The organism is Pseudomonas sp. RC10 (genome assembly GCF_038397775.1).
Taxonomy (GTDB): Bacteria; Pseudomonadota; Gammaproteobacteria; order Pseudomonadales; family Pseudomonadaceae; genus Aquipseudomonas; species Aquipseudomonas bambusae.
This window is the reverse complement of sequence record NZ_CP151650.1, coordinates 4,065,537-4,089,143: the sequence shown is the minus strand read 5'-3', so window position 1 is coordinate 4,089,143 and position 23,607 is coordinate 4,065,537. Positions and strand designations below refer to the sequence as shown.

16 protein-coding genes and 1 pseudogene are annotated in these 23,607 nt (G+C 61.6%); 8 read left to right on the top strand and 9 right to left on the bottom strand.

Annotation, left to right across the window (positions count from 1 at the left end; all coding sequences use genetic code 11):
• Positions 1-112: 112 nt before the first annotated feature.
• Complete coding sequence (locus AAEO81_RS18670) at positions 113-1,384, bottom strand: MFS transporter (protein WP_341958473.1); 1,272 nt, start codon at positions 1,382-1,384, stop codon at positions 113-115.
• 368 nt (positions 1,385-1,752) lie between these two features.
• Between AAEO81_RS18670 and AAEO81_RS18665 the strand changes: the two genes are divergently transcribed.
• The 4 genes from AAEO81_RS18665 (at position 1,753) to AAEO81_RS18650 (ending at position 7,462) form a co-directional block, all read left to right on the top strand.
• Positions 1,753-3,870, top strand: a complete 2,118-nt coding sequence (locus AAEO81_RS18665) for a methyl-accepting chemotaxis protein (protein ID WP_341958472.1) — start codon at positions 1,753-1,755, stop codon at positions 3,868-3,870.
• Between the two features lie 63 nt (positions 3,871-3,933).
• Positions 3,934-4,941 (top strand): glycoside hydrolase family 3 N-terminal domain-containing protein, encoded by a 1,008-nt coding sequence (locus AAEO81_RS18660; protein ID WP_341958471.1) that lies wholly within the window; start codon positions 3,934-3,936, stop codon positions 4,939-4,941.
• 232 nt (positions 4,942-5,173) lie between these two features.
• Positions 5,174-6,289, top strand: a complete 1,116-nt coding sequence (locus AAEO81_RS18655) for an MFS transporter (protein WP_341964566.1) — start codon at positions 5,174-5,176, stop codon at positions 6,287-6,289.
• Between the two features lie 81 nt (positions 6,290-6,370).
• Complete coding sequence (locus AAEO81_RS18650; RefSeq protein ID WP_341958470.1) at positions 6,371-7,462, top strand: LacI family DNA-binding transcriptional regulator; 1,092 nt, start codon at positions 6,371-6,373, stop codon at positions 7,460-7,462.
• Positions 7,463-7,510: 48 nt separating this feature from the next.
• Here the strand turns inward: AAEO81_RS18650 and AAEO81_RS18645 are convergent, their stop codons facing one another.
• From AAEO81_RS18645 to AAEO81_RS18635, 3 genes are read right to left on the bottom strand one after another with little or no spacing between them, the layout of a single operon-like run.
• Positions 7,511-9,115 (bottom strand): GMC family oxidoreductase, encoded by a 1,605-nt coding sequence (locus tag AAEO81_RS18645; RefSeq protein ID WP_341958469.1) that lies wholly within the window; start codon positions 9,113-9,115, stop codon positions 7,511-7,513.
• A 16-nt stretch (positions 9,116-9,131) separates the two neighbouring features.
• Positions 9,132-10,919 (bottom strand): thiamine pyrophosphate-binding protein, encoded by a 1,788-nt coding sequence (locus AAEO81_RS18640; protein ID WP_299601832.1) that lies wholly within the window; start codon positions 10,917-10,919, stop codon positions 9,132-9,134.
• A 60-nt stretch (positions 10,920-10,979) separates the two neighbouring features.
• Entirely contained in the window at positions 10,980-11,660 is a 681-nt protein-coding gene (locus AAEO81_RS18635) for a ThuA domain-containing protein (RefSeq protein WP_341958468.1), read from the bottom strand.
• A 425-nt stretch (positions 11,661-12,085) separates the two neighbouring features.
• Between AAEO81_RS18635 and hisD the strand changes: the two genes are divergently transcribed.
• A complete protein-coding gene (gene hisD / locus AAEO81_RS18630; RefSeq protein WP_341958467.1) occupies positions 12,086-13,363 on the top strand; it encodes a histidinol dehydrogenase in 1,278 nt (425 codons plus the stop codon).
• A gap of 589 nt (positions 13,364-13,952) precedes the next feature.
• Here hisD and AAEO81_RS18625 read toward each other — a convergent pair.
• The 4 genes from AAEO81_RS18625 to AAEO81_RS18610 form a co-directional block, all read right to left on the bottom strand.
• Positions 13,953-15,023 (bottom strand): ABC transporter ATP-binding protein, encoded by a 1,071-nt coding sequence (locus tag AAEO81_RS18625; protein ID WP_341958466.1) that lies wholly within the window; start codon positions 15,021-15,023, stop codon positions 13,953-13,955.
• Positions 15,024-15,028: 5 nt separating this feature from the next.
• Positions 15,029-15,820, bottom strand: a complete 792-nt coding sequence (locus AAEO81_RS18620; protein ID WP_341958465.1) for an ABC transporter permease — start codon at positions 15,818-15,820, stop codon at positions 15,029-15,031.
• Between the two features lie 33 nt (positions 15,821-15,853).
• Positions 15,854-16,789 carry an ABC transporter permease gene (locus tag AAEO81_RS18615; RefSeq protein WP_341958464.1) on the bottom strand — a complete coding sequence of 312 codons (936 nt, stop codon included), beginning with the start codon at positions 16,787-16,789 and terminating at the stop codon, positions 15,854-15,856.
• 219 nt (positions 16,790-17,008) lie between these two features.
• Complete coding sequence (locus AAEO81_RS18610; protein ID WP_341958463.1) at positions 17,009-18,172, bottom strand: extracellular solute-binding protein; 1,164 nt, start codon at positions 18,170-18,172, stop codon at positions 17,009-17,011.
• A gap of 782 nt (positions 18,173-18,954) precedes the next feature.
• Between AAEO81_RS18610 and AAEO81_RS18605 the strand changes: the two genes are divergently transcribed.
• Together AAEO81_RS18605 and tatA are read left to right on the top strand one after the other, a co-directional pair.
• Complete coding sequence (locus tag AAEO81_RS18605; protein WP_341958461.1) at positions 18,955-20,667, top strand: thiamine pyrophosphate-binding protein; 1,713 nt, start codon at positions 18,955-18,957, stop codon at positions 20,665-20,667.
• Positions 20,668-20,728: 61 nt separating this feature from the next.
• Positions 20,729-20,866 (top strand): annotated as a pseudogene (gene tatA / locus AAEO81_RS18600) (twin-arginine translocase TatA/TatE family subunit); the annotation flags it as partial.
• Between the two features lie 146 nt (positions 20,867-21,012).
• On the opposite strand, the gene AAEO81_RS18595 reads toward tatA, so the two are convergent.
• Complete coding sequence (locus tag AAEO81_RS18595) at positions 21,013-21,927, bottom strand: XRE family transcriptional regulator (protein ID WP_341958460.1); 915 nt, start codon at positions 21,925-21,927, stop codon at positions 21,013-21,015.
• A gap of 651 nt (positions 21,928-22,578) precedes the next feature.
• Between AAEO81_RS18595 and AAEO81_RS18590 the strand changes: the two genes are divergently transcribed.
• On the top strand, positions 22,579-23,589 hold the full coding sequence (locus AAEO81_RS18590; RefSeq protein ID WP_341958459.1) for a glycoside hydrolase family 3 N-terminal domain-containing protein: 1,011 nt from the start codon (positions 22,579-22,581) through the stop codon (positions 23,587-23,589).
• Positions 23,590-23,607 lie beyond the last annotated feature (18 nt).

Genomic DNA, 23,607 nt, shown 5'->3' with positions numbered 1-23,607 from the left:
TGGACTACCCATGGATGGCCGTATCGCGGCCGTTCAGTTTCAGCGCAGGAGTATGCGAATCGGGTAGACAGACTACAAGGGCCAGCCAGAGAGCGTCACGATCTCCTGGCATTCATCCGGTTTTGACGACGCTGCCTGGCCGTGTTTGCGCCAGCGGTCGGGCGTTCGGCGTGCCCGTGCGCACGAGCATCGGGCCGAACACGGCCAGCAGGCCGAGCAGAATGAGTGGGAAGTACATCAGAGATTCCAGGCCGAAGTGGCCGACAATCACTGTAATCGCGGCGGGGCCCATGAGCATGCCGGAGAAGCCGATGCCGTTGACGATGCCGATGTTTCGACCGGCGTTCTCGGGGTCTTTGCGCCCGGCCGACGACACCATCAGCGGTGCGATGCAGGACAGTCCCAGACCGAACAGGGCAAAGCCGACGATGCCGGTCCCGGCGCTGGCGCCGAGAAGGGTCAGCAGCGTGCCCGCCACGCATAGCGCACCGCTGCCGCCAATCACCCGGGCGTTGCCGAAGCGTCCGGCCAATTCGTCGCCAAACAGCCGTCCGAACGTCACCGCGCCGATGAACACCGAAACGGCCATGCCGCCGAACGACGTGCTGGCGCCCAGCACGCGGTGCACGTACTCCTGACCCCAGTCACCGATGGCGTTCTCGCCCATCATGCTGCCCAGCAACAGGGTGCCGAACGCGATCATCAGCAGCACGGTCTTGGTGTTCGGCGCGTGAGCGGCGTGGGCGGCAAGCGGGTGCTGCGTCTCGGGCTGTTTGAGCGGTACATCGTCTTTGCCCAGCAGCCAGCGGCTCAGCAGGCAACCGGTGATAAACATCACGCCGCCGAGCACGGAAAAAGGCACGGCGACACTCTCGGTGAACAGGCCGGTCAGCCAGCTGCAGATCATGCCGAGTAGAAATCCGCCGAACGAATACGACGCGTGAAAGGCCGACATGATCGAGCGTCGATAGAAGCGTTCGACCTGAACGCCATGAGCATTGAGGGCGGTGTCCAGCGCGCCGCGAAACAGGCCGAGTACGGCGCCGAATACCAACGCGAACCAGAAGCCGCTGATGTACCCGAGTGGAATGATGGACAAGGGGTAAATGATGGCGCAGAGGCTGATGACTGGCCGGGCGCCGTACAGGTCCAGCAGTTTGCCAACGAACAGCGACCCCGCTGCCGAACCCACGCCGATGCTCAACGCGATCAGCCCGAAATCGCCATCCCCTGGTGCGCCTGCAAGGCCAAGCTGTTGGCGGAACACGCTGACGCCGGTGGACCAGATGTACATCATCGCGCCGATCATCATGAAACCCATGAACGTTGCCACGCGGGCTTTTCGGATGCGGCTGGAGATCAGAGGATTGTTGTCGCTGTTCATACCGTTTGCCTTTCAGTGCGCAGAGTCGGATCAAAGGTGAATCCGCTCTTTTTGTTATACGTATAAGTCTTCATTCAACGTGCTATGCAGGTGCGATGTCAATGCATGACAAGGACTGATTCGCCGGCAATGTCGCGAACGGTTATCGGCGTGCTGGATTGCGACCTGTCTGCGTCGCGTTCTGCTGCGCGGCGCGCGTCAGCGGCGCTTCACTCTGCGTCAGCAGTGGCGGCACTGCGAAATTGTGGATGAAAGAGCGGCTGAGGAAGATGGCGCGGGACAGGTGCGCCTGGCCGGCGATGCAAGCGGTCTTGAGACCATCACAACAATTCCAATGTCGTGTCGACAGAATGCTCCGAGGCCCCGCAATGACCCGCACACCCCTGACCATCAAATCCCGCATCACCGTGGTCGCAGGCGTGTGCATGCTGTGCATGGTGGTGTTTCTGCTGGCCTTCTCGATTGTGCACATGCAGCGCACAGCGTCGGTGGTCGCCGAATCCAGCAGTGCCTCGTTGGGTGAGGCGTCCACACGATATCTGGAAGCCATGGGACGGGTTCAGGCTGACGTGGTGCAGCAGCGATTCGTCAGCAGCCTGATGTTCACCCGCACCTTGGCGACGCAACTGGTCATGCTAAAGCGCCAGGCAAAACTCAATGGCCTGACGCCGCCGCAGGTACGCGGCGATCTTTACCGCTTGATGCGGGCGATGATCGCGACCACTCCTGAGCTGCTGGGCATTGGCGTGGCATTCGAACTTAACGGTCTGGATGCGGGGGACGCGGTCTCGATCAACGGTCCCGACCACACTGGCAACGCTTCGGGCCGTTTCGCCGCCTACGTGTCGGGCGTGGAAAACTTCACCGTGGAAGAGAAAGACATCCTCGGCGACGAGCCCGACAAAGCCTGGTGGAAATGCCCGCACACGACCCGCAAACCCTGCCTGGTCGAGCCTTACAGTTTCTTGTTGAACGGCGTGCCCACGTTGACCTCCAGTGTGGCCGTCCCGCTGATCGATGGTGGGAAGCTGATCGGCGTGGCCAGTGTCGACCTGACCTTGAGCAGCCTGCAGAACCTCTCGCAGAAGGCTAGCGCGTCGCTGTTCGAGGGCAAAGGCCAAGTCACCTTCGTCAGTGCGGCGGGCACGGTCATGGGCAAAAGCAACGACCCGGCGTTATTGGGTAAAACCCTGGCCGAGAGTTATCCGAATCAGTCGGAGGCACTGGTGGGCAGTGCACGAAGTGGCGCGACGTTCGTCGGCACCAACGCCAGTACTGGCAACGCGCTGGTGATGGTGCCGTTCTCGCCAATCCCGGATTCTGGCGTGTGGATGGCGATCATCGAAGTGCCTCAGGCGACCCTCATGGCCGCCGTCGCCCAACTGGATCAGACGCTGACCCGCTCCAGCCACACCGCCGTCCAGATGCAACTGGCAGTCGGGCTGGGCGTGCTGGTTTTGGGGTGTGTGCTCATGTGGCTGATGGCGTCCAGTGTGGTGAAGCCAATCCGTCGCGTGTCCGACATGCTCGAAGACATCGCCCAGGGCGACGGTGATCTGAGGCGGCGCCTGATCTTTGATCGCACTGACGAAATGGGCCGTTTGGTGGGTGGGTTCAACCGTTTCCTCGACAAGCTGCAACCGGTGATTGCGCAGGTCAGTCAAGGGGTGGGCGAAACGCGGACGACCGCTGACACAGCATCAGAAATCGCCAGCCTGACCAGTGCGGGGATGCAGCATCAGTTGCGCGAGGTCGAGCAGGTGGCGACCGCCGCTCACGAAATGAGCACCACTTCCCAGGAGGTCGCACGCCACGCGTCGAAGGCCGCCACGGCGGCCCGTGACGGCGAGGCGGCCTCGCAATCTTGCAAGGGCACACTCGAAACCACCGCGACCTCCATTCAGAACCTCGCGCAACACATGCACACGTCGATGGAGGAGGTGACCCTGCTCGCGCAGAACAGCGAGCGGATTGGCAGCGTCCTGCAAGTGATCCAGTCGATTGCCGAGCAGACCAACCTGCTGGCGCTGAATGCCGCTATTGAGGCCGCGCGGGCAGGGGAAAGCGGCCGTGGGTTTGCCGTGGTGGCCGATGAAGTTCGTCATCTGGCCAGGCGCACGCAAACGTCTGTGGGCGAAATCCGGGGCGTGATCGAAACCTTGCAAACCGGCACGCAAGCGGTGGTCGAGACGATGCAGGCTCATCGGCAACAGGCCGATGCCAGTGCGTTCCATGCGTTGAAAGCGGTGGACGCGTTGACGCGCGTCAATCAGAGCATCGACGTCATCAACGAGATGAACCTGCAGATCGCCAGCGCCGCCGAGGAACAAAGCGCTGTCTCTGAAGAGGTCAATCGCAACGTTTCTGCCATTCGCGACGTCACCGAATCGCTCGCGGAGCAGGCAGATGAATCCGCCAGGGTCAGCAAGCGCCTGAATGCCTTGGCCAATCACCAGCAACACCTGATGAGTCACTTTCGGGCTTAGGTCGCGGACGCCGTTGACCCGAGCCTCATTGTTCCTCCAACCCCTCCCATCTCAGGACTTCCCATGAGCCAGCTTTTAGCGACAGCGTTCAGCGTGTTATTCCCCGTGGTCGACCCGCTTGAGATCGACGACGACCTGCGCCGATTCCTCGGCAGCGGCGGGCGCAGCGTGTTGTTTGGCGAAACCGCCGAGGAATACCGGCGTGGCCAGATGAGCGCCGAGCGTCTGCGCATCGAAACCCTGGAGAAATGGCAGGGATTCGTCGGCCAGGCTCGGGAACTGGCGGGCGACATGATCCTGGCCGCTGACGCCGACATTTCCGCCGTGCACCGTTTACAGGGCGTCGCCTGCGCGCTGCCCTCGCCGGACGTTGCGCGGGCCATGAACGCGTACGAGCTTGAGGAGGTGTGTTTCCAGATGGCCTTGGGCGTGCGCGAGGCGGGTGTCAATCTGGTGCTTTCGCCGACCGCTGATGTGCTCAGCGGGCCGAACGTCTGGCTGGACGGCAAGACGCTCGCCAGCGACCCGGTCAAGGCCGCCGAAATGGCAGCGGCCTATGTGCGGGGCGTGCGACGGGCGAAGGTGGGCAGCACGTTGAAGCATTTTCCGGGGCATCCGCAGCTGGCAAAACTTCCGGCAACCGAGGAGGCCTTTCTCACCTCATCGATGGCGGCGTTGCGCAGCGGCTGGTCGGCGTTCAGGTCCGGCATCGAGGCGGGGGCCGACGCGGTGATGTTGGGGCCGGCCATTGTCGAGGCGGTGACCCCGGCGGTCTCGGCGTCGTTGTCGCCGGATCTGGTGAGCATCCTGCGTAGCGAATTGGGCTTCAACGGGCTGGTCATGACCATCGACCTGGATCATCGCTCCGTTCAGCGCGACGTGCCCATTGAAGAGGTGGTGGTGGCAGCGTTGAATGCCGGGGCCGATCTACTGCTGATCTCCCCCCGGTTATTGCCCAAGGCCGGCGTTCTGGCTCAGGCGATTGTCGATGCGGTAGCGCAGGGGCGTTTGAGCGTGGAGCGTTTGAATGCTGCGGCGCAGGCAGTCGCTCGCGTGGCGGCGCGGCGCTGATCAGAGAAGTAGCTTTCTTAAGCAAGCAAGGGTGGCGGTGAGTTGCGATGGCAATGCGGTGATAAATACGTTATACGTATAACTTTCGTGGCGCGTGCACCTGCGCGCCAAGTCCAGTGGTCTGCGGGGGCGATCAAGCATCGAGCAATGTTCGATAGATCGCCCGCCGTGGCAGGTCGAAGAGGTTTACGTGTCATCACAGGAAATTCCGCCGCTGCACGCAACGCCGCACATGCTCACCTACCGGCTGACCTTTCTCATGTCCGGCCTGTGCATGGGCGCCTGGGCGCCGCTGGTGCCCTATGCCCGCGAGCGTGCGGATATTGATGACGGGAAACTGGGGCTGTTGTTGCTCTGTCTGGGCCTGGGGTCGCTGGTCATGATGCCGCTTGCAGGCATCATGAACGCCCGCAAGGGCTGTCGTTTTTCCCTGTACTTCGGCCTGACGCTGGTTTGCGCGACGCTGCCATTGCTCGCCACCCTCGATCATTTCTACGGGCTGATGCTCAGCCTGACCCTGTTTGGGGCGGGTTGCGGCCTGGTGGACGTGACGATGAACGTACAGGGTGTAATGGTCGAACGCAGCACGCAACGGTCCCTGATGTCCGGTTTTCACGGCCTGTTCAGCCTCGGCACCATCGTCAGCGCGGCGGGCATCACCTTCTTTCTGTGGCTGGGGGCGTCGCCACTGATCGCCTCCAGCGTCCTGATCGCAGGCATCGTTCTCTTTCTGCTAACGGCTGGCCGTCATGCGCTGGGAGTCTCGGGTGAGAAGGGCGCGCCCCTGTTCGTTCGCCCGACGCGGCAGGTACTGGCCCTCGGCACCCTGTGTCTGCTGGCGTTCCTCACTGAGGGCTCGGTGCTGGACTGGAGCGCGATCTTCCTCGCCGACTACCGGGGTGTCGATCATTCGATCGCCGGGCTTGGCTTCGCCGTTTTCGCCGTGATGATGGCAACTGGACGGCTCAACGGCGACCGTGTCGTCGCGCGCCTGGGCAGCCGCAAAGTGCTGGTGCTCAGCGGCCTGATCGCCATGGCGGGGTTCGCTGTCGTCCTTACTCTGGACAACTGGCTGATCAGCCTGGCGGGCTTTGCCGTGATCGGCATAGGCGTGTCCAATATCGCCCCGGTTTACCTGTCCCTTGCCGGGACTCAGCGCAGCATGCCGGGTGAGCTTGCGATCAGCATCGCCACCTCGATCGGCTATCTGGGTATCCTGCTGGGGCCTGCGCTCATCGGTTTCGCCGCGAAGGCCACGTCGCTGGGTTGGGCGTTGTTCATGACGGCGCTGGGCATGCTGGTGATCATCGCCAGTGCGCCACGGCTGTTCGCGGCGCGCAGCGCGTGATATTCAACGCACGCATTGGTTTGCATCGGCTGCGGCCTTGTATGCTATGGGTTTTTACGAAGGTTTGATTAAGAAGGCGCTATGGCGAACGTTTCGATGAAAGATGTGGCGCGTGCCGCCGGGGTTTCGCAGCCCGCGGTGTCCTACGCGTACAGCCGTCCCTCCAAGCTCTCCGAGGCGCAGCGCAAGCACATCCTTGAGGTCGCCGAAAAGCTTGGGTATCCCGGGCCGAACATCATGGGGCGCAGCTTGCGTTCAGGAAGAGTCGGGGCCATCGGCCTGATGATGATGGACAAACTCTCCGTCGCCTTCGCCGACCCCTCGGCCATCGCCGTGTTGCGCGGGGTGAGTGAAATCGGCGAGCTGGAGAACATCGCGCTCACGCTGTTTCCCTTGAACACCAAACGCCTGCTCAGGGGCGGGAAGTCCGACTCTGAATCGAGCCTGGCACTTCGGGGGCTGGTGGATGGGCTGATCATTTCGACGCTGCCGGACGATCATCCGGCCATCGTGGCCATTCAGAAACAGAACCTGCCCTATGTGGTGATCGACTCGCCGTTGCTGGAAGGCAGCTATTTTGTCGGGATCGACGACCGAACGGCCGCGATGGCGCAGATTCAACACTTGCTGGACTTGGGGCACCGCAAGATCGGCATTCTGGTCGACCGTCTCAATCCGGACGGCGAGCGTGGCGCGGTGAGTGCGCAACGTTTTGCCCACTCCAGCGAGCGTATTGTCCGCGAGCGGCTGACCGGGTATGTCGAGGCGGCGGCCGCGGCGGGATTGAATTTCGATGATCTGGCGATTGTCGAGGCGGGCGGCCTGGACTCCACCTCTGGCGAGGCGGCGGCGTTCACCTTGCTCACCTCGAACGAGGTCACGGCGGTGGTCGCCTGTTCCGACGTGATGGCCATCGCCTGCATGAAGACCGCTGCGGCATTGCAGCGTGAGGTGCCGTCTTCGCTGTCGGTGGTAGGCTTCGATGATATTCCGGAAGCGGTGCAATACGGCCTGACGACCATCGCCCAGCCTATGGTGCAGAAAGCCGTGACGGCGGCGCAGCTGTTGATCGAGCAGCTCAACGGCGGGCCGGATTTCGTGCCTGCGCCCGTGCAGAAAATCTTCCCCACCAAGCTGGTCGTTCGGCAGTCCACAGCCCGGCTCGCCGAGTAAAGAGAGGAGGGGAAGGCCAGGCTTTCCCCTCCGATTGAAACAACCCACTCAGTTCGCGGCGATGAAGTGCGCTGCCACGCGCATGGCATTCGCGGCGATGGTGAGCGCCGGGTTGACCGCCGCCGAGGACGGAAAGAACGAGCTGTCGACGATCCAGGCGTTGGCCAGATCGTGCAGCTTGCAGTTGACGTCCAGCACGCTGGTTTTTGGGTCGGTGCCCATCACGCAGGTGCCGCATTGGTGGGAGTTGGTGGCGATGCCCATTCGTTCGGTCAGCACCAGCGGGTAGCCTGCCAGACGCATGACCTGCCGGGTCTTGCTGACCAGCTCGTCGTGGGCCTTGAGATTGTTGGGTTGCCAGAACACTTTCACCGCGCCCTGCCTGGCGTCGTAGGTCACTCGATTGTTTTGGGTCGGCAAGTCCTCGGAGGTCAGATAGAGATCGACGCTGTGGTCGGTCACGTAGCGCGAGGCGAATTTCGGCAGCCAGGGCCGCATGGGCGTGATCATGGGTTCGCGAATCTTGCCCAGCATTTGCACGTTGCCCAGCGGATAGGCGTTGTGCGCACCGGCTGTGTACCAGTCGTTAAGCGCCAGGGTTTTCTGAAACCGCACCGGGTTTTTCCGGCGCGGGTCCACCGCCAGCATGAAAGTGCTGTTGTGCACCATGTAGTTACGCCCCACCTGGCCCGAACTGTTGCCCAACCCGTTGGGGTGCTGATCGTTGGCGGATTTGAGCAGCAGCACCGCGCTGTTGACCGCACCACACGCCAGCACGAAACGCGGCGCACGCAGCGAGACCGCTTGGCCCAGGCGGGAGCCGTTGGCTGACAGGATGCTGCGACCGTCAGCGCTGGTGGCCAGCTTGTCGATGAAGGTATTGGTCAGCAGCTGAATCGAGCCGTTGCGCAGGGCAGGGCGCAGGGCCGACATCTCCGCATCGCATTTGGCATCGACCAGACACGGGTAGCCGTCACAGGTCGAACACAGCACGCAATCCCCGCCGTCGCCGTAATCCACGGCGGCGGGCATGACGAAGGGCTTCAAGCCCACCTGACGCATGCTTTGCTCCAGTGGCAGCAGCGCCGGGTCGTGGGTCAGTGCCGCATGAGGGTAGGGGCCCGAACGCCAGGGTTCGCTGGGGTCGGTTCCGGCCTGCCCGTGAACGCGATAGAGCGTCTCGGCTTTTGTGTACCAGGGTTCCATCTCGGCGTAGGTGATGGGCCATGCAGGCGCCACGCCGTCGTAGTGCTGAATTTCCGAAAAGTCTTCCTCACGAAAGCGCGGCAGCATGGCGCCGTAGAATTTCGTGTTGCCGCCGACGTAATAGAACACGCCGGGGTTGAAGGGTTGATCCTGGGCATCCAGCCAGGGTTCGGCGTTGCGGTAACGGCCCTGGCCGAACACCGACGAGGCCTCCCAGTTCTGTATTTCGCGGGGCAGGAAATCGCCGCGCTCGACGATCACGACCTTAAGGCCCGTCGCGCTCAGTTCATGGGCGAAAGTTGATCCGCCCATGCCTGAACCAATGATGACGACATCACAGTCGATGTTGCCTTGAGCATCTGGCTGCGCCATGCCAAAGGCACGCGGGGAGCGTGCCTTCGGGTGTGGAGCGAGCTCTGGCTGAGGCGTATTGGGTACATCAGTCATGGAGCCGCTCCGTTTCTTATAAATGCTGCTCGGAGTTACGGATTTCCCAGTATTCGTCCTGGCGTTCGTCGGTAATGTACTCGGGAATCGGGAAGTCCCACCAGCCGGGCACCCACGGGCCTGCCGCGTCACGGTCGGTCGGGATTTCGATCAGCACCGGTGCGTTCAGGTCCAGCGCCTCCTGCAGCACAGGTTCCAGGTCTTCAGGGCGCTCCACACGGTAGGATTTCAGGCCGAACGCTTCGCCCACGGCCTTGAAGTCCGGGCTGTACGGCGTGCCGTCCGGGTGGTTGAACTCGGTGCCGATGTGGCGGCTGGTCTGCTTGCGCTGGCCCCCGCGGATCGACATGTAGCCCGCGTTGTTCTGGATCATGAACACCACCGGGATGTTGTTAGTGACGCAGATGGCGATCTCTTGCGAGGTCATGAGGAAGTCACCGTCACCGAGGATGCACACCACCGGCTGGTTCGGCGCCGCCAGTTTGGCGCCGATGGCCGCAGGCACTGCCCAGCCCATGGACGAGAAGCCGCCCGAGGTCAGGTGGGTGCGCGGCGTGTACACCGGGAACGTCTGCTTCACCGCACCTTGGGTGTTGCCGGAACCCACTACCACGATGGTGTCGCGCGGGAAAATCTTGCGCAGCGCGCCCAGTGGACGTTGCGACGTGAACGGGAAACGGTCCGAATCACGACGGCTGGACAGCTTGGCTTCCCACTCGTCCTGGTAGCCCTTGAGGTCATTCAGGTACTCGGTGCGGTCGACGGTCTGGCCTTTCAGCGCCTCGACGATGTGCGCCACGGCGTGTTTGGCATCGGCACAGATCCCGACGGTGACCGGGTAGTTTTTGCCGATCTCGTGGGGATCGATGTCGATGTGAATCAGCTTGGACGGCGGAATGGCGAAGGTCACGCCTTTGGCGTAGCTCGACGACGACCAGTCGGTGAAGCGACAGCCCACGGCGATGATGACGTCGGCTTTCGAGGCCACGGTGTTGCCGCACATGGTGCCGGTCTGGCCGACGCTGCCGGCGAACAGCGGGTGGTCTTCAGGGAAGCCGCTCTTGCCGTTCCAGGTGGTCACGACCGGGATTTTCCAGGCTTCGGCAAGGGCGAGGATTTCTGCGCTCGCTTCGCCGGTGATCACGCCGCCACCGATGACGATGACCGGGCGCTTGCTCAGTTTCAGCTCGGCGACGGCGGCACTGATGGCGGCCGGGTCCGGGAACGACTTGCCGATCGGCGTGCGTTCTTCCAGCGCATGCAGCGTGACTTCAGCCCCTTCGGCTTGCACGTCCATCGGGATTTCCAGGTGCACGGGGCCTGGTCGACCGGTCACCATCGAACTCCAGGCGCGGTGCATCATGAACGGCAATTCCTCGACCCGCGTGGCGACCCAGTGACGCTTGGTCACGGCTTCGGCGATCTTCGGGAAATCGTTGTCGGTGTAGCGCTCCAGCTCTTGCAGCAGACCATGGCCGCGCATGTGAGTGGGCGGTCCACCGGTGATCAGCATCAGGCTGGTGGAGTCGGTGAACGCGGTCGCCAGGCCAATAACGGTGTTGCTGGCCCCGGCGCCGATGGAGGTGACCGCTGCCATGGGCTTGCCGGCCACGCGGTAGTAACCGTCGGCCAGGTGAACCGCGCTCTGTTCGTGGAAGACCTGGATGAACTTGATTTTGGATTCTTCTTCCAGGAAGGCGTCGGTCAGCGTCCAGATCCCGTGACCCGGGATGCCTGCGACGTACTCGACCCCATAATTTTTAAGCGTTTGTGCAACGATCTGGCTGCCAGTCAGCTTTGCCATGACCTGGACTCCTTGGGTGGATGGAACGGGTAAAACGGTTTCAGCGCTTTTGTGGGGGCGTTAAACCGGTGGATTTTTGCTGCGGCTGCGAGTGGCCCACGCCAGGCCCTGTTTGGTCAGGCGGCGGATATTGGGGTCGGCCAGGTTGCTGGTGTCGTGGCCGATGGAGTGATAGAAAACCCGGCCTTCACCCCAGTTGCGCACCCAGGCCACCGGGCTGCGATTGCCTTTGAGCCACGGGAACGGGTTGCCGTCGAAGGTGGTTTCGGCGAGCACGTGAATGTTCGGGTCGACCTGCATGTAGTACTGCTCGGAGCGGACTTCGAAGTCCTCCACGCCCTGCGTCACCTCATGCTCGCGATCGATGAAGTTGACCTGGTAGGGGTGCGGGAAGCCTTCGCCCATCGGGTGCTCCAGAAACGAGCCGCCGAGCACCCAGTGGTATTTCAGGCTGGCGCGAAACGCTGCGCCCGCGCCGTGCCAGCCGACCAGCCCGGTGCCGCTTTCGATGGCCTCCAGCAAACGGTTTTCCTGCGCGGCGGTCAGGGTTTCAGTGGTCACGGCGTTGTTCCAGCCGATCACGATGAGGTCGTAGCCGGTGAGGTCACGATCCAGCGTGAATATGTCGGTGGACTCTTCGACATCGAAGTCCAGCTCCTGAAACACGGTTCGCGCCCAAGCGGCGATTTCATAGGGAAAGTGGCCGGGCCAGCCCCCGTATAAATACAAAACTCGACTCACGGTAGGTCACCTGCTTGTTGGTTGGAAATGATTTAACTTATACGTATAACTCTCGTATTTAACTTAACACTCAAAATGACCAAGTCAATCCCGGTTGTCGTTTTTTGAATCGACGATCAACGCTGTCGGCAGTTTTAAAGGGCGTTGAATGTGAGAAGGCGTGACAAAAGCGACACGGTCCCGGCGTTCGGTTACGAGTGGATAAACGAATTCGGTTATACGAAAACGATCTAGCAGAAAAATACTCAGCGCATCGGGTTCTGAGGGAGACGCCTGCTGGAAATGTCCTGGTCGATGCGTCGCCACTGCGTCATATCGCGTCACCATTGCGGGAGCTGCGAAATTGTCCCGGCCCAAGGGGTAGGAAAAGATGACGCCATGCTGAATGCATACCGCGTGCATCAAGATCTACCTGGAGCCAAGTGATGATTCGATACCTGAAGACAAGTAAACCGGTCGAAGCCCAAGCCGAGATTGCGCTGAATGTGCGCGACACAGTGGAAGGGATTATTGCCAACGTGGCCAAGAACGGCGACGCCGCCGTGCGCGAGTATTCGGAGAAGTTCGACAAGTGGGCGCCGACCTCCTTTCGCTTGAGCGACGCTGAAATTGCCGCCTGTGTGGCGAGCCTGTCGGAGCAGGAAATCGGCGACATTCGCTTTGCCCAGGCGCAGGTGCGTCGGTTTGCAGAGGCGCAGAAAGCGTCATTGCACGATGTGGAAATCGAGACCCTGCCGGGCATCATTCTCGGCCATCGCAACATCCCGGTGAACTCGGTGGCGTGCTACATCCCGGGGGGCAAATACCCGCTGCTGGCCTCGGCGCACATGAGCGTGCTGACCGCCAAGGTTGCCGGGGTCAAGCGCGTCGTGGCCATGGCGCCGCCATTCGATGGCAAGCCACACCCGGCCATCGTCACGGCCATGCACCTGGGCGGCGCCGACGAAATCTACTGCGTCGGCGGCGTTCAGGCGATTGCCGGTTTTGCCTTGGGCACCGATGAGTTTTCCAAGGTCGACATGATCGTCGGGCCAGGCAACGCCTATGTCGCCGAAGCCAAGCGCCAGCTGTTCGGCAAGATCGGCATCGATCTGATCGCCGGCCCCACCGAAACCCTGGTCATCGCTGACGATTCCTCGGACGTTGAAATCATCGCCGCCGATTTGCTGGGGCAAGCGGAACACGGGGTGAACTCCCCGGCGGTGTTCCTGACCAACAGCGCCGCACTGGCCGACGCGCTGCCTGCCGAAATCGACCGTCAGCTGGCGATCCTTTCCACCGCGCCCGTCGCATCGGTGGCATGGCGTGACTACGGCGAAATCATCCTCTGCGACACCCTGGAGGAGCTGGTGCAAGAGGCCGACCGCATCGCCTCCGAGCACGTTCAGGTCATGACCCGCGACCCGCTGTACTTCCTTGAGCACATGACCAACTACGGCGCGTTGTTCCTGGGGGAGCGCACCAACGTCTCCTATGGCGACAAAGTGATCGGCACCAACCACACGCTGCCGACCACCGGCACTGCGCGCTACACGGGCGGGTTGTGGGTGGGGAAATTCATCAAGACCTGCACCTATCAGCGCGTGCTGACCGATGAGGCCTCGGTGCTGATCGGCGAATACTGCTCGCGCCTGTGCGCGATGGAAGGCTTTGCCGGTCACAAGGAACAGGCTGACATCCGCATTCGTCGCTACAAGAAGTGAATCGCTGAAAATCTTGCCAGCGCGTTCGACGCTGGCCATCGTGAGCTCGACGCGCAACCCACTCACCAGGCGTTGCGCGTCGACGCACTTGCTCAAGGTTGTCGAGGGGCTTGGTCACCCCTCACGGCGGGTCTCAGGCTTCGCTGTGCAAGTGCATTTGGCTTCCCGTTCGGGAGGCCTTTTTTTTGCCCGAATCAGACCCACTCACGAATCTGATCGGCAGCTTTCTCGCCTAGCATGCTCGCCGTTGCGTTGCTGTTGCTCGACACAGATTCGGCGCAATCATGTTGTCTGCCACCCTTGGCCCTTGCCGCTGCGGACAGGGCGTAAGGCGGCATGAACTTGCGGGTAAACCAGGGCGATGCAATCGGTGCGGGTACCAAGCGAATAGGCGCCTCTTCGTTCAAGCGGGGCGGCCGCCTTTCAACCGGCTTACCCTCTGCTGGCGATTCCGTCTTTGACCCTCGACACTCACCTGTTTTCAGCCCATAAAAAAACGCCCGGGTTCGTCTTCGTGATGAAGAAAAAACCCAGGCGTTCAGGACAGCGAACGTAGCAGCGGCGACGTGCTAATGCACAGGCGCGTTGATCAAGCGGGCAGCACGACGAAGCTGTCAGGCTGGCAGCGCATCGAGACCGGCGTTCCGGGCGTCAGTGCGTGGGCGCCCGGCGTTGGCAGTTGCTGGCATTTGAGGTCCAGGGTTTCGCCCGCCACGGCGACCCGATAGATCACGCGGTTGCCGATGAACGAGGTGTCCTTGACCTTGCCCAGAAACTCGCCTTCAGCCGCGTTGCCCTGAGTGGGGGTCAGCGTCAGGGTTTCAGGGCGAATGGACACGTTGACCGGCCCAGCGCCGACCTCGTTTTTGGCGGCGCACGAGAAGCGGCCAAACGGCAGCTGCACGTAGCTGTCGCTGCCCCGTGCGTAGGTGCCGTTGACGATGTTGGTGTCGCCGAAAAATTTGGCGGCGAACAGGGTACGCGGCGACCAGTACATTTCTTCCGGGCCACCGATCTGCTCGATGCCGCCCTTGTTCAGCAGCACCACGCGGTCGGAGAGGATCATCGCCTCGTCCTGGTCATGGGTCACGTACACGAAGGTGGTGGAGGTCTCTTCATGAATGCGCTTGATCTCGTTGAGCATGTGGTGGCGAATTTTCAGATCCAGCGCCGCCAGGGGCTCGTCGAGCAGCAGCACGGCAGGGCGGTTGACCAGTGCGCGGGCGAGGGCGACCCGTTGCGCCTGGCCGCCACTGAGCTCCGAAATCCAGCGGTTCTTGAAGCTCTCCAGCTGCACCAGTTCCAGCACGCGCATCACTTCGCGCTTGATTTCGTCCTTGGGGGTTTTCTTCAGCCGCAGCCCGAACGCCACGTTGTCGAACACGTCCAGGTGCGGAAACAGCGCGTATTTCTGGAACACCATGTTCACCGGGCGGTGCTCCGGCGCCAGCCGGGTGGCGTCCTTGCCGTCGATGACAACGCGGCCGCTGGAGGGCTCTTCGAAGCCTGCGATGATCCGCATCAGCGTGGTCTTGCCGCAGCCGCTGGGGCCGAGCAGGGTCAGGATCTCGTTGCGCTTGATGGTCAGGTCCAGTTTGCCCAGAGCCGTGAGGCCGCCGTAGCTTTTGGAAATGCCGGTCAGTTCGATGCTGTTGTTCATGGGGGTTACTCCGCAGGTTCAGCGCGTTCAAGTTCGATGCGGCGACGGCGCAGGGTCATGACCAGGCCGGCGATGGCGATAATGGCGATGGTCACGGCCAGCATGAACACCGAGGCAGCATTGATGGTGGGGCTCACGGCCCGGCGCATCATCGACAGGATCATCAGCGGCAGGGTGGTGTCGCTGCCGGTGACGAACACGGTGATCAGGAACTCGTCCAGTGACAGCGCGATGGCGAGGATCGCGGCGCCGGTGATGGTCGGTCCGATGATGGGCAGGGTGACCAGGCGAAAAGCCTGAAAGGGCGAGGCGCCGAGGTCCCGCGCCGCTTCCTCGAAGGAGAGGTCGAAGTATTCAAGCCGCGACCGCACCGATTCGACGAAGAACGGAAAGGTGAACAGCGTGTGTCCGATCACCACGGTCAGCAGCGAGCGGGACACGCCGATCAGCGAGAAGAAGATCACCAGAGCGATGCCCAGAAACAGGCCGGGCAGGGCAATAGGGGCGAAGTTGAGAAAGGCGAACGCCGCTTTCGCACGGCCCTTCATTCTCATCAACGCAAGGGCCGAAAAGGTGCCCAACAGGGTGGTGATGACCGTCGAAGCGAGGGCGACGATGGCGCTGTTCTTCAGGGCGGTCATGAAGTCCAGGCTGCCGAACAGCTCGTCGAACCACCGGGTGGAAAACCCTTCGAAGGGAAACGACAGTGACGCCGTCGCGTGAAAGCTGAACAGCGTGATGATCGCGATGGGGGCGTAGAGAAACAGCATGTAAACGTAAGTGAATAACCTGATCATGGCGAGCTACCTCAAATGTTGATGGGGCGACGTTCAGTCGTGGTAACGCTTGCCCGGTGCCAGATTCGTCACGCGCAAGAACGCCAGCAGCAGCGCGTACACCAGCATGAACACGATCAACAGCAAGTACGCCATGGCCGCCCCCAGCGGCCAGTTGCCGACCGAGCGGAACTGGTTGGCGATCATCAGACCGGTGGTCATCGCATCCCGTCCACCCAGTAGTTGCGGGGTCACGTAATCGCTTGCGGCGAGTACGAAGGTGAACATGAAGCAGCTCACGATGCTCTTGTGCGCCATCGGCACGATCACCCGCCACAGGGTCAGCGCACCGCTGGCGCCCAGGTCGGCGGCGGCTTCGAGGTAGTCTTTCTTGATGTCGCGCAGGCCCGAGACCAGCAGGAGCAGGGTGAAGGGCAACATGATGTGCACCAGCGTCAGCACCACGGCGAACTTGCTGAACACCAGCCATTCCAGCGGCTGATCGACCAGGCCGAAATGCATCAGGGTGGAGTTGATCACGCCGTTGGTGCCCAGGATCGAACGCCAGGCATAAACCCGCACCAGGTAGCTGGAGAACCAGGAGATCAGGGCCATGTACAGCGTCAGGTTGGAGCGGGTGCGATAGACGATGTAGTACGCCACCGGGGCGCTGATCACGGTAGACAGGATGGCGGTGAAAAAGCCGTTCTGCATCGCGATCCACAGCGAGCTGTAGAAACCGCTGGCGCTCAGGGCCCGCGCATAGCTGACCACCGTGGCGGCCGGCTCCATGGCGAAGGTCTGGGCTTTCCAGAAGCTGGCGACGAGCAGCAACACGGAAGGCACCAGGAAGAACACCATCAGAAACAGGCAGGGCGGCGAGGCCAGCAGGTAACCGGTGAGTGTCTTCTTGTCCATGCTCATTCGCCTGCGGGGCTCAGCAACAGGAGTGGCCAGCGCGACGGCATCGCGATTGTCGATTACGTTCATGTCGAAATTGCCTATACATTTTCTTTCGGGATGGGGCAGGGGCTGACGTCGAATCGGCCGAAGATAATGTCACCTCGTTGGCCCTTTCGACGGCAGTAGCGCATCCGGCGCAGACCCCATCCCGTTGCGTCAGGATGAGAGCGCAAGCCACGCGGCTTGCGCTTGTTTGACGATGCTTCAAACGGATCTTTCTCGTGTTCGGTAAACCAGCAGCGACGATCAGAATGAGCCTTTGAACGTCGCCCACTGATCGATCCACTCAGCGTAGGTCACGTATTTATCGGACTGCAGCGGAGGCTGGCCGTAGAGTTTCGACTTCTCGAAAAAGCTGTCCAGGTGGTCGTAATCGAAGGTGCTGCGAAGGTCCGGCGGCAGCAGCGGCACGGCCTTGGGGTTGACCACGGCGGAGTACATGGTGGTGGCCATTTTTGCCTGGGTTTCGGGTTCCAGCACCTTGTCGATGAACTCCAGCGCCAGCGGCACGTCCTTGGCAGTCTTCGGAATGAACAGCGCATCGCACCACAGCGCCGCGCCTTCCTTGGGAATGGCGAGCTCGGTGTCCACGCCACGCTTTTTGGTCTCGCTCGGGCCGCTGGCGGACAGCGAGAACACGGCGTCCACTTCACCCGACACCAGCAGCGACACCGCGTCACCCGAGGACGCGGCAAACACGCGGCACTGATCGCGATACGGCTTGAGCTTGTCGAACGCATCGTCGAATTCGGCGCGGGTCAGGTTCGGGAATTTGTCGCCGTACCCCGCCAGAATGGCGATCAGCGACCAGTTGGACGTGCCGTCGTCCACGAACGTCAGTTTGCCCTTGAGTTTAGGGTCGAGCAGGTCCGTGTATTGCTTTGGTTTGGCCAGTTTCTTGGGGTTGTAGACGATGGTGTTCATGCCCCACAGCAGCGGAATCCCCCACTGCTTGCCGTCCCAGAACCAGCGGCTGCCCTTGTAGAACAGCGGGAGGGTGGTGCTGGCCGAATAGTTAGGGATTTTCGAGGCATCGATTTCGCGCAGGATGCCCATGTCCTTGTAGATGACTTCGTAGCCCAGGGCGTACATCGTCAGGTCAAGCTGCACCGGGTCGCTGCCGGCCAGGCGCGCCGTGATGTCGTCCTGGTTGCTGGCGTAGCTTGAATGCACGGTGATGCCCCGGCTTTTACGCCAGTCGGCGAGTTCCGCGTCCCCGGTTTCACCTTCCCAGCCCAACAGCTCCAGATGACCACCCGCAGCGGCCATCACGCCTGGGGCAAACGAGCCCAGGTACAGACCCGCAGCAGACGCGGCCGCGCCGAGCAAGAACGTGCGACGTTTCATCGTGATCGAGTCCAGAAGATCGACGCCAGATGATCCATAACCCATCTCTGATTCTTTTTTCATTCTGAGTGCCCTGCCTAGGGTGGTGGTGTTGAAATAGTTATTGACCCATCACAATCTGCGACCCGTGCACCCCGCCAAGGGGGTGTTTGCTTGTCCGAAGAGCCTCCGGGCATCAGCCTTCGAGGTGCAGCGGTGCGGGCAGGTCGCGTGAGTTGCAGCTAGTTGCATCGGCAGTGTTATGGCCAGCGTGTGTCCTTGCAGCTGGAGCGTTGCGCAGTTCCGTCGCATCGGGAAAGCCCGACGACGCATGCTTCCACGGTTCCGATTGACTCTTCTTCTGCCGGGCATCGGTCTGGACATCGAGCGCTGATTCGGGCGCTTGAAACCGGATGCCTGGCGCCTGATAGGTTCGGGTCTTGTTTTGCTGAGTCGAGTATTGGCCCGCCGGGCAAACCGGCTCAATTTCGCACCGCTTTGAAAAGCGACGCACTCTGACGCATCGATGTGACCGAACCTGCGCAACCCCTCCTGCGCCTCGGTGGGGCAAGGGTTGCCGCCGTGCTCCGTTGATCCGGGCGCTCCGCGCTTATTCGTAAAACCTGGCGTTGTCGGGTTCTCTATAAGTAAGCAAATACAGTGCCCTGCTGGCTATGAACGCTCTGAAGTTGAGGGTGGGCGTCTGGGCGGCAGGGTGGTGGGTCCTCTGTCGCCACGCGGGTTTGCGTCAACGTGCGTCGTATTTCGCGAGAGTGCGAAATTGAGCGCGCGGACAGGCGAATCAATACTCAGGCGACTCCTGGGCGCATTGCGCCAAGCCCACGTCCTTACGACTGGAGAAGCCCTTGAAGCTCACTGGTAGTCTAATTTTTGCAAAAGAGTTGAAGGCACTTGGCGTCAATTACGTGGCCGGCATTCCCGCGTCCGGTTCCTGGCCTCTGGTCGAAGCGCTGGCGACGCCGGGTGCAGGTGTGCCGTTCATTCAGGTGATGCAAGAGCAGAGCGCGGTGCACATGGCGGACGGTTATTTTCGCGCCTGTGGTCGTCCGATGGCGGCGCTGCTGTCCACCTCGCCGCAACGCTCCAGAGCGCTGGGCGGCATCGAGACCGCCTCCGCCGACGGGTCTGCGCTTCTGGTCGTGACGGCGGGCAGGCCCGAGGATTCAGTGGCGGTGTTGTTCGAGCCCGTTGACGGGCAATCGGGTGTCAGCGCGACCCGCGCATCAGCGGACAAAACCCGCCTGACCGTTTCGTCCGCCGACAAGCTGTCGTCCACACTGCGCCGGGCGTTCGACACCATGATGTCGGGCCCGTCGCGCCCGGTGACCCTTGAAATTCCCATGGCCGTGCAGGCTGAAAGCGTCGAGATAAAAGTGCTCAAAGGGGCGTCGCGGCTGCCAGTGGCTGACGCTGTGGCGCTGGACGATACACGGCTTGAGCGTGTCGGTGAGCGGTTGGCGGGTGCACGCAAACCGGTGATCCTCGCGGGCGCAGGCGTGATCCGTGCGGAAGCCAGTGCCGACGTGTTGAACGTTGCCGAGACCTTTCTGTGCCCGGTGATCACCACGGCGCAAGGGAAGGGGGCTTTTCCTGAGGATCACCCGCTGAGCGGCGGCACGTTGGGTCGCGGACCGCGTGAGGGGGCGAACACGCTATTGGCCTCGGCGGATGTCGTCATTGCGTTAGGGTGCGCGTGCGATCCGGACATCCTGCACATTGCTCACCAGGCGCCCTTAAAGAAGGTGATCGAGGCGACGCTGATCACCCTCGACGATGATCCGGTTGGGCCTGCGCCTCAAGCACGCGCACTGATTGACGTTGCGATCGTGGACGGCTTGAGAGCGCAATTGAGGGCGCTATCTGCCTGGATCACGCCTTCTCGACTGGGCGATCTCAAGCGCCGACGCGCCCGATACCGCGCCTCTGTGATCTTGCTTCGCGAGCGTCAGCACGCCGTGGCGCAGGCCGACAACGGCAACGATGGTGTGGCATTGCCGGTGCAGCGGCCCTTGATCGAGCTGCGCCAGCTGCTGGAGCGCGATGCGATTCTGGTGGTCGGTGCAGGCAGCGTTCAGGCGGCGGTGCGTCAGGTCTTTCCGGTGTACACCCCTCGCAGCCACCTGTGTGCGGGTCGTTTTGGCGATGTCGGTTGGGCGGTGCCCGCCGCCATCGGCGCCAAGCTGGCGATGCCCGCCAGGCAGGTCGTGTGCGTGGTGGGCGACGGTGATTTTCTGCAGTCGATGCAGGAAGTGGCGATCTGCGTGATGCACACCATTCCGGTGGTGTTCGTGGTCCTCAATAACAGTGGCTATGGCGCTGTGAGCGAACTGCATCAGGCACGTGGCGAGCATTACCTGGGTGGCGAATTCAACCTGCCGGACGGCAAACCCTATTCCCCCGACTTCGCCTCCATTGCCCGCAGCTTCGGCCTGCAGGCGTGGCGGGTAGAGTTTGCCTCTCAACTGAGTGCCGTGTTCACCAAGGCCCTCAATTGCCCGGGGCCGTCGCTGGTCGAGATCATCACCGCACGCGCGAGCCACCTTGCCCACGGAGGGTGAAGAGGCCAGCGCATTAGCACTTCAATCATCACTCAACGGCGCGGCCGTTACAGGAGTCAACATGGGCATTTTCGATTTCAAACACTGGATCGTGATCCTCCTCGTCGTAGTGCTGGTCTTTGGCACCAAAAAGATGAAAAACCTTGGCGCGGACGTGGGGGAAACCATCAAGGGCTTTCGCAAGGCCATGAGCGATGAGGGCGGGACCTCGTCCGTGGAAACGCACGAGGGGCAGGGCGTCGAGACCAAACCGGTGGTGGCGGACGTCTCTCGTCAGCAGCGCTGATGAGCGCGGGCTGAAGCAAAGGAGGCGCGAGTGGCGGCTCGCGCTTCCCGGCCATGCCGTCAGGATTGGCCGCCCCAGATGATCGCGGAATTTTCACCGGTCATGTATTCGCGCACTTCCAGCGGCAGCGATTGATCACTGGGCAACAGCACGGTGGCGTTGCGCAGGTGGTGCTTGCGGATGTTTCCCTTGTCGACCAGGCCCAGCATGATGCGGGTGGAGAACGGCTGGCGGAACGAGGAGGACGCCACGCCCGTCACCAGCCCCGACAGAAAGCGAACAGGCCGACGATGCTGCGGCGTCAGGATCGAGAATGTCATCTCGTTGCGCTGTTTGCCCTCGAAATCCACCAGAAAGATACGATCCCCCATGAGCAGGCAAAAGCCATGGTAGGTAAACGAATAACCTATCTTGCCGCTGCCATCCTGCAGTGGGAAACGCTCCACCGTCACGTACTGCACCATCGAGTCCGAACGATACAGGCAGGTGACCGAACGCAATATCCTGCCTTTATAAATAGAAGAGTTGTGATAGCGGTAATAAACGCCCAAGTAATCTTCCAGTTGATCGGCGGAACCCTTGGCCAAAGGAAGAAAGTGATTGAATTGCGTGGAGGCACGCAAGTCGGTCGGAAGTTCATTTTCGAACCCCTCGTAGAATTTTTTAAACTCGGCGGGCGGTCGAAACAGGTCCTCGGCCTCCATCATGAAATAGCGCCCGATCTTCTGCAGAATCTTCTGCGACGGAATGTGCTGGCCCACCAGGTATTTATTGAATTGCTGGCGGTTAACGTCGATTTTCCTGCACATATCCGCCACTGAGCGGCAGGAATCGACCAGCGTGCTGAGGTTTTTCTGCACGTGCGTCTGCGCGTCACTGCGAAGCTGCTGACGTTCAGGATGAGAGAGGGAACCCATCGAAGGCATGGTGAGGGAGTCTCCGCTTTGCATAGGAATGGAACGCGCAAGAAGCATTGAACACATCTTCAAAAAGCTCCGGCGCTGAATAAACCGTTCAACAAAAAACTATATAAGCCACTCAAGAAACAGTGCGTAGTGCCAACGCGCTTGGCCATCCTGCGAGCAAGTTCCATGCCGATCATTCGCATCAGGCACGCTACCGCAGGGGCATCTTCTGATCAGTTATAGCGTTCACCTGATATAACCAAAAGATCGTCAACTGGCATTGATGACCGCTTCCCTGAGACGCCGATTTCTGCTGGTGGGCGAGGCATCGACGTGACACAGTGTAAACGTATAACCCAGAAAAAGTGCGTCCATTGGTAAGCGTTTTATCGGTTTTTTTCGGACGTCGGCGACCCGAAGGATCGAGAGGTGTTCAGGATTGCGATACCCGCTTGTGACCCGTGCGTATTGCGGTAACAGGCACAAAGCCGTCAGTAACAGGCGTCCGCTTCATGCGCCCTTGTCGGGCAACTGACGCAGCGTGCGCGTCAACGTGCGTCGCTTGCGTGGGCAGCTGCGAAATTGAGCGGCAAGGGCCTTCCTCGGATACTCCAAGGCCTGAGGGGGAGCCGCTGTCACGGCCACACGCGCCGATGAAAAGCCTGCCCGCGTTTCGACACAGGTTGTTCCTGTCACTTCTCACATGGCTCAAGGGTATTTATGTCTAGCGATCTCGTAAAAGCGGCGTATGCCGTGCTGTTGCCAGCGTTCGGCGGTCTCCAGCTGGATGACGCCGTCTCGCGTTTTCTGGAGCGCGGCGGCGTGTCGATTCTGTTGGGTGAAACCCGCGACGAATACCTCGCCAGGGCCATGAGCGCAGAACGTCAGGCCACCGAAACTGCCGAGCATTTTCACACCATCGCCCAGCGCGCAAAGCAACTGGCCAGTGCGCCGGTGCTGATTGCGGTCGATCAAGAACTGGCGGGCATACAGCGTTTGCATCGTCTGGTGCCAGCGCTGCCGACGGCGTCGCAACTGGGTGGCCTGAGCGCTGACGACATCGAACACCGCGCCTTCGAGACCGCCAAAGCCGCCCGGTCGCTGGGCGTCAATCTGTTCCTCGCCCCCATCGTGGATGTTGTCACTGGCGCCAATCCCTGGCTTGAGGGTCGTACGTTGGGTACCGATCCCGACGAGGTTGCGCGCATTGCCCGCGCCTTTGTCGCGGGTGTGCAGCGCGCGGGCGTCATCGCAACGGCCAAACACTTCCCGGGGCATCACATCACCGAATCTGATCCGGCCATCGCTGAGGCCCACGTGCCTGGCTCGCTGGAGGTGCTGCAAGAAAACATCGATGTCTTCAAGACCCTCATCGCGGCCAACGTCCAGGCCATCATGCCGGGCCCTGCCGTGGTGACAGCCATCGACCCGAACCAGTCGGCGTCCACCTCGCCCGCAGTGATCTCGATGCTGCGCGACGCGCTGGGCTTTTCTGGCCTGATCATCTCCGATGACCTCGATGCCGTTTCCATCAGTCGCGGCAATAGCGTGGCCGCCACGGCGGTGGCCTCACTCGCGGCTGGCGCGCACCTGTTGCTGCTGTCCAGCGAGGCGGGGCTCGACGAGGTGGTGCGCACCATTGTTGCCGCCGTGGAAACCGGCGAATTGCACGCCGACGTTCTGCTGGCCGCCGCGCAAAAGGTCCGCGATACGGCCAACGCCGTCGCGTGATTGCTCAGGGTTCTGCGC